The organism is Vibrio sp. R78045 (assembly GCF_042466085.1).
Classification (GTDB): domain Bacteria; phylum Pseudomonadota; class Gammaproteobacteria; order Enterobacterales; family Vibrionaceae; genus Vibrio; species Vibrio cyclitrophicus.
This window is the reverse complement of sequence record NZ_JAXHBS010000013.1, coordinates 1289848-1306254: the sequence shown is the minus strand read 5'-3', so window position 1 is coordinate 1306254 and position 16407 is coordinate 1289848. Positions and strand designations below refer to the sequence as shown.

Sequence of the window (16407 nt, the reverse complement as noted above, 5' to 3'; positions counted from 1 at the left end):
ATCTATTGACCTTGTAGTGAAACTAAACGAATTGGGAATTGGAACGAGTCATAATTATCCGAAGAATCAACATCACCTGAATAGATCTCTATAGAACCAACAACCCCCCTGTCTGAACCCTGGGTTCCAATCTCGTTGTAATAGAAGCCACCTTCAACAGCTGTGTTTGTATATTGGCTATAAGTAATGGATTGAGTCCATACCGAACCAGTGTAAGCCGTATAGTCAATACCAAGGGTTTGATGTGGGAAGTACTTGTAAGTTAAACCATAAACTTCACCATCCGAGTTGGTTTCTGTCTCACCGAAGTCGAGCACGTTGTAGAATTCATTGAATGTTGGCAAGCGCCAATCTGACTTGCCGCATAAGTTCATTGCATTGATATGTTCAACGTAATCTTGAGTGGTACATATCGCATCGCCTTTCGTTTTACACGTCGCTAAATCAACATCTTGATCGTAAGGCGTTACTAGTCCGGGTAGCTCAAGCGCTAATATGCGATCTTTATATTGAATAGAGCTTTCGTCATCCGTTTTCGATTCCCAAATCAAGCCACTGCGTTGATCCAAAACACAAGACCACTCCGCAGCATCATCGGCAAGCACCTGACCACTTGAATCTAACTTTGCGAACTGGAAACCATTGCCGGTATTGTCATTCAGCTCTGTTTTATCAAAGCCGTATTCTGCATCTTGACCTGGGAATGAACTCTGTGGTTCAACGACATTTTGTGTGTCATCGATATCTGAGAAATAGCGTAAAACACCCGTATCATTCAATGCTGTCGCAGCTTTTAGCTCTCCTTCGAGGAAATTTGCAAAAGCAGTAACTTGGTCATTAGTGAGTACTCCACCTACATAATCGACCGCACTCTTATCAAATTTCGCACTCAATTGAGCCAGCATGAACGCACGATTAGAGTGCTTAAACGCCTTAATTGTTGATACGATATTTTGTTCCAGACTCGCGAGTTCAGATGCAGATAAATCGTCTTGAATATCGCCAGATATAGCGATGCCACTTTTTGCCAACTGCGCTTTTAATTTGTTGTTAGCTTCAGCTACCGTCAATCCGTCAGCAACATAACCCGCCAATAGTGAACTGATACCATTAATCTCATTTCCCGTATTTTTTTGAAGACCGGGAGCGGCAATATAAGCGTAAGAAGATGCAGAAGCGCTCGTGCTATTGGCTGCAATCCCCGTATCCACCTGAGCTAACAAAGGAACCGATAAAATCGACTTCTTAGTACTAGTAATACTAAATTCGCCATTCGCGTTAGCCGCCGAGCTTGGTTCTCCACTATCACACATGTAGTTTTGATTTATGTCTGCACAGACCTTACTTTGTAAATCTACATTCTGTGCTGTCACTGTACCTGACACTGTATAGGTTGGTGCTGCTGATGCAGAGGTATCGGAACCGCCCGAACCACCGCAGCCAGCAAGAGCCAAAGAGATGGCCAAAATTGTCAATTGAGGTTTCATAGAGTTATCTTCTTGTTTTGTTTTTAAAGAGCCTTGCCATTAGAGACAAGTAACGCGTACCAAATGACCTGCCGAACGAGAGCAAGGACATGAATAGAATTGATATGAGTGAAGCTGAACCACCAGAAGAGCCACTGGTAACTGTTGGTTCTTCTGGTGAAGTCGTTGTTTCTCCACATTCGTATTTCGAAATCGTGCCAAGCCCCCACCGTTTTAAGTGCCCAGTTTCACCATTTACGTAATCGGCAATTTCTAAACGCCAAGACCCGTTAGTAGGCTCACCCTTAAACGAATCAAGAACCGAGTCATGCTTAAGTGTGAAGTAACCATCAAAGCCAGAAAATCGCGTCGATTTATGGTTAAGTAAATCGACTCGTGTTCCCTTCGGGGAAATAAGGGTCACCACTAAATCACTCAACCGAGGGTGATCGATATCTAAATACAGACCGAAATTTTCGTCTGCGGTCTGAGCCGTGCCATTTAGAGTGAAATTGAATGTTTTAAAGCCAACGATCGGCTGATTAGTTGAGCTAAACCGGCTATCAGGAAGGTAACTGTTCACTTCTTTGATATCGGATTCGAGTACAGGTAAGCCATATACAAGAGACAAATCATGTTGCCAATTTTGTGACTTGAGGGCGTCGTTGTATCGGTAATCGACACTCGTATTCATGGCGACTGAAGAACCACACATCTCGCCGGTCGGAAGTGTCGCCTCTATCGACAACTGATCAACCGGATCGCTAACGAACGACTTCACCAATTCTGAAATATTGATTTGGCCATCCACTTGAGCCTGTCTTAATGTTGGGTACAACTCAATCGTCAACGGCTTCTTTGGATCAACATAACGGTCAGGAGCCTCTACTTTAAATGGCTCGATGATCAATCCATGCACATCAAACTTTTGCTTCAATATTTCAGCATAATCTCGATTCGGATACAGCTTTTGAGCCACAAACAGAGTGCTCTCAGCTAGGTCATGCATTTTCAATCCACGACCTAGCCCATACATAGACTCGAGTACGATTGAATCGAACTCGTTAAAAGCGATCTCACCATACTGCTCAACTGAGGCTTTCAGAGCCTGGAATAAAGGCGTTGACCAAAGCTCATCACCTAGTTCACCAGCAACACTTTCATGAGGGCGATATTCTGCTTGTCTAAAGTAACGTGCCCTTTGGTTCCACAGGCTACGCGTGGTATTCCTTACCCCGAAGTAACCATCCCAGTTAAAGACAGTATCTATCTCGAACTCTTGCCCGCGAGTCTGTGCATTTTCATATTGAATACGAAAGCTAAAACTACCCGCCCAGTAATCTCCAAACCCTTCACCGATGGCACCTGTATGGCCGTAAGCCCAATCTTTTACGATGTGATAATGAATCCCATGGCCAAGCTCATGCAGAATCACATCACCATCTAATGCATCAGGTGAGCCACCGCCAATACCAAATAAAGCCGCTTTGGGGCCATAATAGTACGTCGAGTTATCTGCAGATAAGCCTCTGCCATCGAACTCAAGAGGGGCATCAAACAGATCAAAGCCCAAGCTGCTGATATAACGTAAAGACTGATCTAGATGAGCAAATACCATCAATTGTAGGAATCGCACATCTTGCCAATCCACATTTTGCAGCTCGTTCAGATCCGCAAACTTTGTGAGCCCCTCAGCTGCGAGAAAACTTGAAGTGTCACGGTTCGTTACAGCACCTGAGTCTGGGTCAAGTGAATACAAGGCTGTTGCATCAACCTGAGATATACGAGCATTGGTAAGGTAGATACCATCGCTGTGGTTCAATACCTCCACATCCGCTTGCACGTAGTGTGGGAGGCTTGGATATTGACTCACATCGGTGAGCAAACTTTCTGGTGGCGCAGCTCTATCCATGGTTCTTAAATCAGGACTGAACACATTCACATGCGTCGCAACCACTTGGCCACTGCTTAAGCTCGGCGCACGCTCTGCTTCTAATAAGCGAGGAACTTCTAGCTCAGCAGCCGTTGTCGGATTTCCGTTGAGTAACACGGTATTTTCTAAGCTTCTGAAAACGCGTGAAACCTGCTCGTCAGAGTTAGTGGATAGAACCACAGATTTCTGTTGTTGGTACTCACCTTTGATCAATAAGTCGAAGTTATAGTGGTGTCCCAACTTAGACTGTGTTTCATAGCGAAACCTCAGCGTACCAACGTCAGGATAAGCTTGTTCTAAATACGCTTTGGCTTCCTGCTGCGTTGTTACAACAATATTACCGAGAGGGTAATCCCATTCGGCAGCACTGCTTGTTGCTGAAACCAACAACAAAGCGATGTATAGAGGACTCTTTTTCATATGTCCTCCTTAAAACGCATACTTGGCGTTAACGGTGAAGTAACGACCAGGCTCTGTAGAGTAAACTTTATTACTATCAGCTATGCCCGCGACATCTTGGTAACGGATGTATTCTTTGTCGAAAAGGTTGATAACGTTAGCGCTGACATCCAAACCGAAGGTCCAAGAGTAACTTACGCCAAGGTCAACACTCGCCCAGCCAGAAGTAGTCGCACAGTCAGTAACGATACCTAAATCATCTTCACATTGAGGGACGTTATCCATCGCTTGCGCCCAATTAACCTGCGCATAAGCGGAGAAGGCGTTATCGTCATAAGTCACCTCGGCATTACCTTCCCAAGGTGTTAGCGTACGAACTTTTTCTCCGTCCTCATCTTCTCCATCAACGTAGCCGACTTTAGTACTCACACTCCAAAAATCGCTTAAACGGTGTGCAAGAGAAGCTTCAATGCCATATGTCTCGACTCCATTTACGTTTTGATACTGCTTGTAGTAGTTACCTGTATTTGGATCCGGCACAAATGAGATCTGTTTAACGTCGATAAAATTATCGAACTTTTGATAGAAAACGGCCGCATATAGCTGTGTTTGTCCATTATCAAACTTACTGCCTAATTCAAACGAATCACTGGTTTCGGCCTCTAGGTCCATATTAGGCACAATGACAAATGGGGTAATTGGGACAAAATCATGGTTCTGATAACCATAAATTTTGTCATAACCCGGTGCTCTAAAGCCGTGGTTGTACGAAAGGTATGTATTTAGCGAGTCTGTTAACTGATAACTCACCGATAAGCTAGGAGAAAACTCACTCGAATTTTGTTCCTTCACTTCATAGTCATTGATTGTGCTCTGTGATTCAGGTTTCAACTGGTGTAAATCAACACGGGCTCCAGCCGTCACAGTCCAATGGTCAATTTCAATCGCGTCACGAATAAAAGCAGCAAAATTGTACGAGCGGGCTGGAGCAAAAGGGACATCCGCGTTAAGTGACACTCCGTTCCAATCTAAAACAGAAGATTGACTTGGACGCTCATGGAGGTTGGTCTCCATATTCACACCATAAGACAAGGTATGGTTCATGTTTTGATGTTGGAATGCGCTAATAAAATCGGCGTTTACACCGAGAAGCTGATCCGTAAAACCACGAATATCAATCGTTCTACGTAACTCAGAAACGTTATTGTTGTTTCGAGACATCAAACGATTAGTGGTATCTTCATTAGTCATATCACGCCAATAGATCTTGGCATCTAATTCCTCAAACCAAGTATTGGCAGGTAGATACTCAAACCCCGCATACGCAGAGAACGTCTCGGTATAAGACTGTTGGTCAAAATCTTCAGTGTCCCATTTACCGTCCTTTTGGATCTTAGAAGACCCTTCTTTACGACTTGAATTCTCTTTGTAATACTCGACATTGCCTTTGAGCATCAGAGCGTCACTTGACCAGTAGTTCAGGGTGTAACCACCACCGACGCCATCGATACTTCGGTTATATAGGTCTTCATCAAAATTACGGGTTTCTTCACCTTCCCAATAAGAAAGATTAACCAAGCTTTCGAATTTCCCCGAACGGAAAGCAAGGTTTGTCGCACCTTTGTATTTATTACTGATACCGGTATAGGTTGCAGAGACGTCGCTATAGAAATCTTTATCGTCGAGGTAGTCTCCCGGCTTTTTAGATCTCACAACCACAACACCACCAATCGCACCGGACCCATACACAGACGAGCTCGCACCTTTGATGACTTCAATACTGTCGAGGTTCGACATATCGAATGAGTTGCGCCCTATTTTGTCGTTGATGTCATTAGCCCCAAAACCATCAGCAGATTTTATCCCGTCTTTAACAATCAAAATCCGGTTACCTGTCATACCGCGAATAGTAATGTTTTGCGGTCGGCCTGCCCCCCCAGAAACACTGACTCCAGGTTCACTTTTTATTGCGTCGTAGAGTTCTGTTGCGCCTTTTTTTTCTAGGTCTTCACCCGTGATCACAGCAACTGAACCTGCTACTTCAGATAACGGTTGCTCTATTTTGTTCGCCGTTACGAGCACCTCTTCAAAGTGGTAAACCTCAGATTCGGCGTGCACGACGTTGGCAGCAAGTACACTCAGTACTGCCGCTGATAGGGGGGAAAGCTTCATTTACTGCTCCGCTTTAATGTCTTTCAGGGTAAGTGATAAAAGGAATGCGTATTCAAACGCTTGTTGCGCTAAGGATTTTCGTCTATCTGTCGAATGTCCTTGAGTAAAGTTTGTCGACAATAAATAGGGCCCACTTCCAGTCGTTAGCTCGCTTAATTTTGCGTAATACTTAGCCCCTTCCCAATAGGGAACGCGGCGATCGTTGAGGCCAACTTGAATCAATATCGGTGGGTAATTTTGTTCGCTAAGATTCAGATAAGGGTCATATTGCTGCATGAGCTTCAATTCATCGGCAATGTTTGGATTGCCCCACTCACCGTACTGCTGAGCTGTTAGAGGTAATGCAGAATCAGACATGCTATTAACAACATCAACAAATGGCGCTTTAAGGACAGCACCATCAAACAAGTCAGGAGCTTGATTTAAAGCTGCAGCAACAAGAGTGCCACCAGCACTTCCACCCATCGCATAAATAGGGCGCTTACCAAGATTGTATGCTGTCAAATCACGAGCAACTGCGATGAAATCCAAGATGGCATTTTCTTTTTTAATCCCCTTACCGGCTTGATACCAAGACTCACCATAAAACCCGCCCCCACGAACATGTGCAATTGCATAAATAACACCTTCATCAAGTAAGCTAATAATTTGTGGCATGAAATAGGGCTTCATCGCCATGCCATAAGCTCCGTATCCATACAAAAACACTGGTGTGGTCTTAGTCAATTTGTCTTTGCGATAAGCCAGTGTGACTGGAATTGTTACCCCACCAGAATTCACCATAACTTGCTCGGTTTGATACGCTGATTGTTGGTATTGAGGGTAATGGTCTTGAGAGAAGCGTTCTCGTTGTAAAGTATCAGTATTTAACCGGTCCCACTTTGCTGGCTGAGTCAAAGACATGCTGCGAATATGCAATTTGTTACTTTGGTAGTCGCCCACTTGGCTTACCCAAGCAACTTGGCCTGCGTCAGCCAATAACTGGCTTGAACGATAGCGGTTATCTTTGTCGAGAAAATTTAGAGACTGAGACGCACCACTTTGGCTAACAACCACAGCGCCGGATTCAAACAAATAGAAGTTACTGATTCTAGACTCGTCCGTTGGTTCAAAAACCGCTCGCCAGAGGTTGATATGTGGAGCCTGAGTAAGTGGTGCAGAGTAAAAAGCAAAATCATTGCGGTCGTGATTGCTGTTTGCAAACAACATAGAATCCGAAACATCAACGTAGTATTCCACCCCAGTTTTTCGTGGTAATAGTGGTTTGGAGATTTCACCGTTATCGAGGTTTAACAAACGTTGCTCGCTAGAGTTTTCACTGTTTGCCTGAACGACAGCAAATTGCTTATCACTTGAAAGGTAATACGAAAGCAACCAAGCGGAGTCCGGTTCTTCCATTAACTGAATTGGCTTTGACTCATTTAAGAAGTATTTTGTTAGCGCATATGGTCTCGAAGTGTGTTCTTCAAGTGGAATTAAATACAGAGATTTACTGTCTTTCGACCATGCTAGCGAGCTGTCTACATTTTGAGCTAGTAATGTAACTTGCTGAGTTTTAAGATCAACAACACTCACTCGAAACTGCTCAGTACCCGTAATATCTTCTGCTATCGCGAGCTTAGTTTTAGTTGAGTCTAATGCCCAACCGCCTAATTGGTAATAATCATGCTCGGCAGAGCGGGTATCAAGATTAAGTAACTCTGTTGAATCGTCACTCCCAACTTGTCGGGATAGTAAGGTCCTTTCACCATTTTGATTTAGGATCGCATACTCGAATCCACCTATTTCTTTCCATGGCTTTTCAGCTTGATCTGGACGATTGTCTTGCCAATTCTGTTGTAGGGATTCACTCAAAGTTTGAATGTTTTTTTTGTACAGCAGTGTCTTTTCATTTTGTTGATGAAGGTAACTAAGTACTTTACTCTCACTACGGGAATCACCTCTGAGCCAAGAGAACTGATCCGAAGCACCAACTCCTGCCGACAAGACCAAAACAAAAGCTAACAACACAAATGCTTTCATAAACAAAACAAATCCATACGCTAAATTAATAAATTTCGCGCATGATGCACCCAAACGATAATGAGATCAATTATCATTTACATAGATGTGTGATGCCAGTCACGAGAAGAACGCTAATTTATGATGCGTTACCATTGCAATGTCAGGTGTTATTTAAATTTGCATATGAATAACAAATCAGTCAATAATATTGATTATATTGGATTTGTCGGCATTAATTAAAGAAAGCAATCGTTTTCTTATCTTTGATAAAATGACTTAAATCTAGAGCTTTTGAGTTAGTAGGCATCATCGACTTAACTAGTGTGGCCGGTTCGCATGGTTGATTTTGCGAACTAAATTCACAGTCCCAGACTCGCAGCTCTGATTCGTTCAATTGCTTGAACCCTTCGAACCTGTTCTGGCGCGAAGCGCGCCGCCCTAAGTTGAGCAATTGTTTCTTGTAGTTCGCTTTCTGAGAGGGCGGAGTCGTTCAAAATGTCATTTCGCTCGGCAAAGTAAACCTTCAAATTTTCTTCAAATTCGGCTCTTTGTTGATCCAGAGATTCAAGCCTTTGGGTTGCTTCTTCACCGACCAATTCGTTTCTCTTCAAATATTTCGCTTGTTCATCTAGACCTTCAGAGCTAGAAAGCTGTTGGAGTAACACCTGGTTCTGATAACTCGACTGAACGTAATTGGGCTGTTCAGACAAATACGATTCGAACCTTTGTTGGTAATCTTGCTCGGCTAAACCTTCCTGTCTCAGAAGCAATTTCTCTAAGGCTATTTCCCTCATTTTATTGTCATGGGTAAACAGAATACTTATCTCACTCTGACTAAAAAATTGAGCCTGGAGATCGAGTAACGTTTGATTGAGCAAACGCAAATCTTCTGCTGAGATCGTATCGAATTGAACATCTATAGATGTCAACGCTGATTTGTATTCAAGATATTTGGTAAACAGTGCCTCATCGACAATGACTGTTGGTGATTGTTCGTGGTGCCTTGCGACATTGTCACGAATATCTTCAAGGGTTAATTCTGTATTGCCTGACACGAAATATTCCATCATGTCTTTGGCTGATGCGTTATCGATGTCGGTATCTTGTTGAGAGGCGACCTTTAATGAAGAAGCGCTTCGTTTTTCGTCATTATGTAAATCTGGGTCTTCCTTTTTTAGATATAAAAAGACCGCCGCTGTGCTCATCAGGGCTATCGTGGTTATCGACAAAATGGCGGTCTTTTTCATTATGTGTTCCTTAAGGTCTTAATAAATGGGTAGGCAACCTAAAGGCCAGCCAGCTTCAATCGATTGGCGTGTTGACGATAGAGCGTCACAGGGTCGGTCTCAAAGAGATGGTGAATCCCCAGCAAACCATTAATTTCGTCTAGGTGATTCATTTTATAATCGTCGCCAATCACTTTGCCTAAGTGCGCGCTGCATGCCCCCACTAGTCCGTCATTCGGTTCATTGAAGGCTAAGCCAAGGATTGTCATCGCTCCGTCGGTAGGATCAAGAAGGTTGGTAAAAGTGGATGACCCTGTCCATGAATAGTAATAAACACCGTTATTGGCTTGCCATTCACCATCACCGCACTCAGACGTCGGAACGCCTTCAGGGTAAAACTGATTGAATGCAAGTGAGCCTTCCGTCGTTAAAGCTTCAAGAGATGCGAGACCGTCTTGGTCAAGATCCGTTCCACCAGATAACAGGTTAATGAGCGTAGTTAATCCACCAGCCAACTTAACCGCGATACCTTCTGCGGGAGAACCTTCTGACACGCTTCCACGCACGAGATCGGCAACTTTAGATCCTTTATGGACGCCACCAATACTTGTCACAGAGGCAACCAGATCAGGACGAACTGATGCGACATAACGCGCTGTCGGTCCCCCGTGGCTGTGACCGACAAGGTTCACCTTACTTGCCCCTGTCGCGGCTAACAGTGTCTCAACTTGAGCCAACAACTGCTCGCCACGGACTTCAGAGCTGTTGGTCGCTGATACTTGCGCTACATAGACGCTCGCACCATCTTTGGTTAGAGATTCAGGTACGCCATAGAAGTAATCCACACCCGCTAATGTATCGAAGCCAAACAGACCATGTACCAACATAATGGGATATTTCGTTTCTGTGTATCCACTGGCTTCTAATGCCGATGCGCTTGTGCCTGCGTAGGCTCCAAAACTGGATAGACAGGCGATCGTCCAAATTAATATCTTTTTCAATGCTCTTTCCTTAAACAAATTAGACCTCTGATGAGTAAAGGAACCCTAGGTTAGAATTTTATAAAAAAGAAAATTGGGGATTGATATTTGTGATGATGAACTTGAATTAAACAGCGGTGATTAACATTCAACCTATGTCTCCTAACAACATGCCCAACAGTAAATAACTGATTTAAATACATTATTACATGACTTAGAAAAATCGAATTCGATTCCACAATAGTGGCTCACGTCCAGGTTACTCGTGAGTACTCACCAATGAAAGCCTACTAGGGAACAAATACTAACCAAAATCCAATGGCAAACTTCGTCTTATATTTGATTGTTCGAACAATAGAAAAGCCGTTGAAAATTTGATGCTTATGCCAGTTATGGGACAACCAGAGGTTGAATATGTTGACGAGAATTATTGACATTAGATATAGGTCGTACCAGTTATTCGCTATTCAGTTATTAAGAATAACAAGCAACACAAAACAACGTCTTTATTTGGCTTACCTAAATACAATAAGAGATTGCAGTGATGAAAAATACGGCTTTGATGCTCGCGTTAACCATCCCTTTTGGTGCTTATGCATCTGAAGAAAATTCTATACCCACTCCTGAATCGATTACGTCTGCACAGGTTCTAAAAACACAAGGAGAACAAACCTATTCCTATGTTCGATGTTGGTATCGAACCGACGCATCACATGATTCTCCAGCCACAGATTGGCAATGGGCAAAGAAGGAAAATGGAGATTATTACACGATAAATGGATACTGGTGGTCTTCAGTCTCATTCAAGAATATGTTTTACAGTGACGCCCCACAATCTGAAATCAAACAGCGTTGTGAACAGACTCTCGGCCTCCAACATGATGTCGGAGACATCACCTATTTTGCCGCAGACAATCGCTTCTCTTACAATCACTCAATCTGGACCAACGATAACGCTGTGCAAGCCAATAGTATTAATCGTATTGTTACCTTTGGTGATAGCCTTTCTGATACTGGCAACCTATTTAATGGCTCTCAATGGGTTTTCCCAAATGCAAACTCATGGTTTCTAGGGCACTTTTCAAACGGTTTGGTTTGGACCGAATATTTAGCTAAAGCCAAAGACGTTCCTCTTTATAACTGGGCCGTGGGTGGCGCAGCAGGTACCAATCAATACGTCGCACTGACTGGTGTTTATGACCAAGTTACGTCTTACTTGACCTACATGAAAGTTGCGAAAAACTACCGCCCGGAAAATTCGTTATTTACGTTAGAATTTGGCCTCAATGATTTCATGAATTACGGCAGAGAGGTCGCCGATGTAAAAGCCGACTTCAGTAGCGCTTTGATCCGCTTAACAGAATCTGGAGCGAACAATATCTTACTCTTCACATTGCCCGATGCGACCAAGGCTCCGCAATTTAAATATTCGACCGAGCAAGAGATCATTAAAGTTCGTGGCAAGATTTTAGAGTTCAACCAATTCATCAAAGCTCAAGCCGAATATTATCAAGGCATGGGGAAAAACGTGGTGTTGTTCGATGCAAACGCACTCTTTGCCAGTATCACTAATAATCCTGAGCAGCATGGCTTTAGGAATGCGAGTGATGCCTGCCTAAATATCAACAGAAGCTCATCGACCGACTATTTACGAAGCCACAGTTTAACCAGCGACTGCGCGACATATGGCTCGGATAGTTATGTATTTTGGGGCGTGACACACCCAACGACAGCAACTCATAAATACATCGCAGACCATATCTTGGCGTACTCGTTCTCAACGTTCAATTTCTAGCGAGGAAGAGCTCATCGAGCCTCATGAGTTGCCGCCTGTAAGTACCGAAAGTTAAGGCTTACACAAGGTACAGATACAAAAAAACCGCCATCATCGGCGGTTTTTTATTTGCATCAACCTTTCAAAGCTAAGCTTTTAGGTCACGCAAGTTGATTACTCGTCGTCCGCTTTTGGAGCAACTTTCTTCTTAGGGATAAACACGGTATCACCCACTGCCACATTCTTGTGGAAGCTCTTATCGCGCTTAACCGGTTTCTTAGGCGTTTTCTTAGCTTGAGTATTGGTTTTCTTCTTCGCTGGACCGCCTTTAGCAACAGCGGGTTTACGCGGCTTAATGCCCTTAAACTTACCTTTCAAACCTTCTAAAATAGAGAAAGTAAGATCTTGCTGAAGGTAAAGTTCAACGCGCTTGAAGCTGTCCCAGTCTTTTGGACCAACCAATGAAATCGCATCACCTTTATTACCAGCACGGCCAGTACGACCAACACGGTGAACGTACTCTTCCGTGTGCTTAGGCATATCAAAGTTGATAACGTGGCTTACGTTTGGAATATCAATACCACGAGAAGCAACGTCTGTTGTTACCAAGATCTTGTATACCGCGCGCTCAAATTGGCTCATGATCGCGTTACGTTGCGTTTGGTTTAGGTTACCACTTAGTGCAACCGCTTTAAGCTTCTTCTCGTTCAGCTTTTCCGTTAGACGGTCGGTATCTGCGCGAGTTGCCGTGAAGATCATAACCTGACGGTATTCAGCTTCTTCTAATACACGGTCAAGAATCGCCTCTTTGTGGTCTAGATGATCACACAAGTAGAACTTTTGTGTGATATCTAAGTGTTGCTCGTTAGAAACACCCACCGAGATACGCTTCGGCGCGTCTAACATCTCATTTGCAATACCATTCACTTCCGCGTGATCGAGCGTTGCAGAGAACATTAGAGTCTGACGTCGACGGTGTTTAGCGGCATTCGCAATACGACGTAGTTCAGGAGCAAAGCCTAAATCAAGCATACGGTCAGCTTCATCAAGGATTAGCGTCTCAACACCATCTAAAAATAGGGAGCGGTGCTCAAGGTGATCCGCAAGACGGCCTGGAGTCGCTACAATAAAGCGAGGGTACTTACGCAGAGCTTTAACTTGGTCGTTAAAGTTTTCACCACCTAAGATAAGTGCGGCTTCGTAAGACAAACCACCAAGCATACTACGGAGTTCGCCATAAACTTGCTTAGCTAGCTCACGAGTAGGAGCCAAAATTACACCACGAGGATCTTTAGCAGAAAACGCTTTGGTTTTTAATGCTTTGTGTATCATTGGCAACACAAACGCCAACGTTTTTCCTGATCCCGTTTTTGATGAAGCCAATAGATCCTTACCGGCAATAGCAACAGGGATCGCTTTTGATTGGATCTCTGTCGCTTTCTTGAAGTCGTAATGTTTTAAGTTCTTCAGTAAGCGGTTGTCTAAGCCTAAATCTTTAAAGTGCAAAGGACTCTCCAGTCTTGATGGTATTGAATAAAATTAATTTAACGTGACATGATACCGCGAAAGTACTTTATAAGGATAGAGATCACAGTAAATTTATCCTTATATCTCAAGTTGCCTAGTATATTGTATGCATTGACACTAAAGGGATAGTCCTTCCAAATAAGACAAAAATCGATTCTAATCTCTCCATCTCATAAATGAGACAGAACGTGATGCTTAGCTAATTACCTCAAAAATTTAGCAATTTCTTTAGTTATTGTTTTTGCAGTTAAAAAATTAGTCGCTACAATCATTAATGAAGCGACTATATGATAAAGAATGTATAGCGCATCTTTTGATGATAAATAAGCAAGGAGTTCTTATGAATAAGACGTTAATCGCAGCTGCAGCCTCAGTTTTCATTTTAGCTGGTTGTTCTTCTGAGCCAGAAGAAGCTGCAATGTCAGAAATGGATCAATTGACTAACCAAGTTGCTGAACTAAGCAGCGAAGTTGAAGCGCTTAAGAGTGACAAAGCTGCCGCTGAAATGAAGGCTCAAGAAGCATCTGCAGCCGCTATGGCAGCAAAAGAAGAAGCGGATCGTGCTAACGACCGTATCGACAACATTGCAGAGTCTTACACTAAGTAATAAAGACATACGCAATTAAGCTGTAGATTATATCAGTCGCAAAATGCAGTAAATTGATAGCACCACCTCCGAATAGAGGTGGTGTTTTTTATTTGGAATAAAGAAAAAAGAAAGGGTAAAAAGAGTGAGAGAAAGTGAACAGCAGTGATGCTTTTCAAAGAACCTTTCGAACTAAAACTTAGTCACAAATGGTGCGGTGGTGCTATCTCAACCGGCACACCATTTTGAGCAAAAATAACCGCTTTAGCCTTTGAATTTGGCAAATCAGCATCTTCAAGCCACCATTTTAGTTCAACCGGAATCTGCAACGCCTTCTTAGAACCATCACTTCGCGTCAATGGTTCATGCGCTTCAACAAACACGCTTCTATCGGGTTCTAAAGAGACTTTGATCGGCTCATCGATGATTGTGACTTGCTCACCGCGGTTAACCTGTTCAAAAAGCCATTCGATATCTTTCGGTTCCATGCGAATACATCCGGAGCTGACTCGCAAGCCTATACCAAAATCTTTATTAGTGCCGTGTATAAGATAATCACCCGCACCATAAGCAAGTCGCAATGCATACTCACCTAGAGGATTCTCAGGACCCGCAGGGACCACTCGTGGTAACTCAATACCTTTCTCTAAATACTCTTTACGAATTGAATTGGGAGGAGTCCAAGTTGGATTAGGTCTTTTCTGACTTATCTTGGTGATCATCTCGGGTGTATCACGCCCTACTCGACCAATGCCTACAGGAAAAACATGAACCTGGTTCTTATCCGGCTCAAAAAAGTACAACCTTAACTCAGCAAGATTGATGACAATCCCTTCTCTTGGGGTGTCGGGCAAAATGAAACGGCTAGGAATACTTAACACGTAGCCTTCTGCAGGAAGAAAAGGATCCACCCCTTTGTTTGCTGCCATTAAAGAGAGAAAGCCAATATCGTATTGTTTCGCAATGTTGGCTAACGTTTCGCCAGCAGCCACTTCGTGTTGTTGTATCCTACCGACGATGCGGCTTTCCGCCGGAGGCAGTTCAAAGGTCGCCGCAGACACACACGACGAAGCCATCGCCGCCACAAGCAAGGTGACCCTCACTAGAGGCAAAGCTACCTTACGTATCTGTGTTCTCATAGAGTGCAAAGGCGTAGTGTTAGCGCAATACGACATACAATTCCTTGGTTTGTCTTTTATCAAAGTTTAGATTATCGCTGATCAAATGTCTCTACAACGGTTAGTTACAACTAAAAAGCCAATCTGTTTTGAGCCAATCAGCGCGTTCTTCTCTTTATATACAACGATCTTACCAAACAAAATCGATTGCCTTTAAGCTTTCAACAGATTTGGTTATCAATATTAATAAAACTATAATGGTAGACCTGTTTTGTGACTAAAGTCTCATGGAGCCTCGTTCCAACTCGCTAATATTGCCTCAACAAAACGAATTCAATTCAACAGAATCGGTAATTGATTAAATCCTGTTCCTATCATTACCGCATAAACTTTGGAGAACGACCATGGCTACACCTCATATTAATGCCCAAGCTGGTGATTTCGCAGAAACAGTACTTATGCCGGGCGACCCGCTTCGCGCAAAATACATTGCGGAAACATTCCTTGATGACGTGAAGCAAGTTTGTGACGTTCGCAACATGTTTGGTTACACAGGCACTTACAAAGGCAAGAAAGTTTCTGTAATGGGCCACGGTATGGGTATCCCATCATGCTGCATCTACGTACATGAGCTTATCGCTGAGTACGGTGTGAAAAACGTTATTCGTGTAGGTAGCTGTGGTGCGGTACGTGACGACGTTAAACTAATGGACGTTGTTATCGGTATGGGTGCTTCAACTGACTCAAAAGTAAACCGTATTCGTTTCAACAACCACGACTTCGCTGCTATCGCTGATTTCGGTCTGCTAGAAGAAGCAGTAAAACAAGCGCGTTCACAAGAAGTTCCAGTTAAAGTTGGTAACGTATTCTCTGCTGACCTTTTCTACACTCCAGAAGCTGACCTTTTCGAAAAAATGGAAAAACTAGGCATCCTTGGTGTTGATATGGAAGCGGCTGGTATCTACGGTGTTGCTGCAGACTTAGGAGCTAAAGCCCTAACAATTCTTACAGTATCTGATCACATCATCCGTGGTGAGAAACTAAGTTCAGAAGATCGTCAAAAATCATTCAACGACATGATGACCGTTGCTCTTGAAACAGCAATCAACATCTAATTAAAAGAAAATAGCTATCTCTTTTACACTAGCTAGTTTTTGACAATACATAGATTGAAACGCAATACCTCGCAGCCAAGTTCGCTTGGCTGCCTAAATAACCCCGA

At 43.3% G+C, this 16407-nt stretch carries 11 protein-coding genes; 3 read left to right on the top strand and 8 right to left on the bottom strand.

Annotation, left to right across the window (positions count from 1 at the left end; all coding sequences use genetic code 11):
• Positions 1 to 2: 2 nt before the first annotated feature.
• The 6 genes from SJY39_RS16340 to SJY39_RS16315 form a co-directional block, all read right to left on the bottom strand.
• Complete coding sequence (locus tag SJY39_RS16340; RefSeq protein ID WP_016793213.1) at positions 3 to 1487, bottom strand: DUF1566 domain-containing protein; 1485 nt, start codon at positions 1485 to 1487, stop codon at positions 3 to 5.
• A gap of 4 nt (positions 1488 to 1491) precedes the next feature.
• The gene (locus SJY39_RS16335; protein ID WP_016793214.1) at positions 1492 to 3819 is read right to left on the bottom strand and encodes a proprotein convertase P-domain-containing protein; all 2328 of its coding nucleotides are present in this window, start codon (positions 3817 to 3819) and stop codon (positions 1492 to 1494) included.
• A 9-nt stretch (positions 3820 to 3828) separates the two neighbouring features.
• The gene (locus SJY39_RS16330) at positions 3829 to 5970 is read right to left on the bottom strand and encodes a TonB-dependent hemoglobin/transferrin/lactoferrin family receptor (protein WP_010431534.1); all 2142 of its coding nucleotides are present in this window, start codon (positions 5968 to 5970) and stop codon (positions 3829 to 3831) included.
• Positions 5971 to 7992, bottom strand: a complete 2022-nt coding sequence (locus tag SJY39_RS16325; RefSeq protein WP_016784318.1) for a prolyl oligopeptidase family serine peptidase — start codon at positions 7990 to 7992, stop codon at positions 5971 to 5973.
• A 341-nt stretch (positions 7993 to 8333) separates the two neighbouring features.
• Positions 8334 to 9221, bottom strand: coding sequence for a lipase secretion chaperone (locus tag SJY39_RS16320; protein ID WP_010431547.1), 888 nt, complete (start codon positions 9219 to 9221; stop codon positions 8334 to 8336).
• A 38-nt stretch (positions 9222 to 9259) separates the two neighbouring features.
• Entirely contained in the window at positions 9260 to 10201 is a 942-nt protein-coding gene (locus tag SJY39_RS16315) for a triacylglycerol lipase (protein ID WP_010431550.1), read from the bottom strand.
• Between the two features lie 523 nt (positions 10202 to 10724).
• Here SJY39_RS16315 and SJY39_RS16310 point away from each other — a divergent pair.
• Positions 10725 to 11975, top strand: coding sequence for an SGNH/GDSL hydrolase family protein (locus SJY39_RS16310; protein ID WP_010431553.1), 1251 nt, complete (start codon positions 10725 to 10727; stop codon positions 11973 to 11975).
• A 153-nt stretch (positions 11976 to 12128) separates the two neighbouring features.
• Here the strand turns inward: SJY39_RS16310 and SJY39_RS16305 are convergent, their stop codons facing one another.
• A complete protein-coding gene (locus SJY39_RS16305; RefSeq protein ID WP_010431556.1) occupies positions 12129 to 13460 on the bottom strand; it encodes a DEAD/DEAH box helicase in 1332 nt (443 codons plus the stop codon).
• Between the two features lie 361 nt (positions 13461 to 13821).
• On the opposite strand from SJY39_RS16305, the gene SJY39_RS16300 reads away from it, so the two are divergent.
• Entirely contained in the window at positions 13822 to 14088 is a 267-nt protein-coding gene (locus SJY39_RS16300; RefSeq protein ID WP_016767397.1) for an Lpp/OprI family alanine-zipper lipoprotein, read from the top strand.
• A 182-nt stretch (positions 14089 to 14270) separates the two neighbouring features.
• Here SJY39_RS16300 and SJY39_RS16295 read toward each other — a convergent pair whose 3' ends face one another.
• Positions 14271 to 15242, bottom strand: a complete 972-nt coding sequence (locus SJY39_RS16295) for a L,D-transpeptidase family protein (protein WP_016789924.1) — start codon at positions 15240 to 15242, stop codon at positions 14271 to 14273.
• Positions 15243 to 15589: 347 nt separating this feature from the next.
• Here SJY39_RS16295 and deoD point away from each other — a divergent pair, with 347 nt between their 5' ends.
• Positions 15590 to 16300, top strand: coding sequence for a purine-nucleoside phosphorylase (gene deoD, locus SJY39_RS16290; RefSeq protein ID WP_010431568.1), 711 nt, complete (start codon positions 15590 to 15592; stop codon positions 16298 to 16300).
• Positions 16301 to 16407 lie beyond the last annotated feature (107 nt).

Excerpts from the sequence above, each read along its gene's own strand:
- SJY39_RS16340 (WP_016793213.1), bottom strand. The coding sequence starts at position 1,487 with ATGAAACCTCAATTGACAATTTTGGCCATCTCTTTGGCTCTTGCTGGC.
- SJY39_RS16335 (WP_016793214.1), bottom strand. The coding sequence starts at position 3,819 with ATGAAAAAGAGTCCTCTATACATCGCTTTGTTGTTGGTTTCAGCAACA.
- SJY39_RS16330 (WP_010431534.1), bottom strand. The coding sequence starts at position 5,970 with ATGAAGCTTTCCCCCCTATCAGCGGCAGTACTGAGTGTACTTGCTGCC.
- SJY39_RS16325 (WP_016784318.1), bottom strand. The coding sequence starts at position 7,992 with ATGAAAGCATTTGTGTTGTTAGCTTTTGTTTTGGTCTTGTCGGCAGGA.
- SJY39_RS16320 (WP_010431547.1), bottom strand. The coding sequence starts at position 9,221 with ATGAAAAAGACCGCCATTTTGTCGATAACCACGATAGCCCTGATGAGC.
- SJY39_RS16310 (WP_010431553.1), top strand. The coding sequence starts at position 10,725 with ATGAAAAATACGGCTTTGATGCTCGCGTTAACCATCCCTTTTGGTGCT.
- SJY39_RS16300 (WP_016767397.1), top strand. The coding sequence starts at position 13,822 with ATGAATAAGACGTTAATCGCAGCTGCAGCCTCAGTTTTCATTTTAGCT.
- SJY39_RS16295 (WP_016789924.1), bottom strand. The coding sequence starts at position 15,242 with ATGTCGTATTGCGCTAACACTACGCCTTTGCACTCTATGAGAACACAG.
- deoD (WP_010431568.1), top strand. The coding sequence starts at position 15,590 with ATGGCTACACCTCATATTAATGCCCAAGCTGGTGATTTCGCAGAAACA.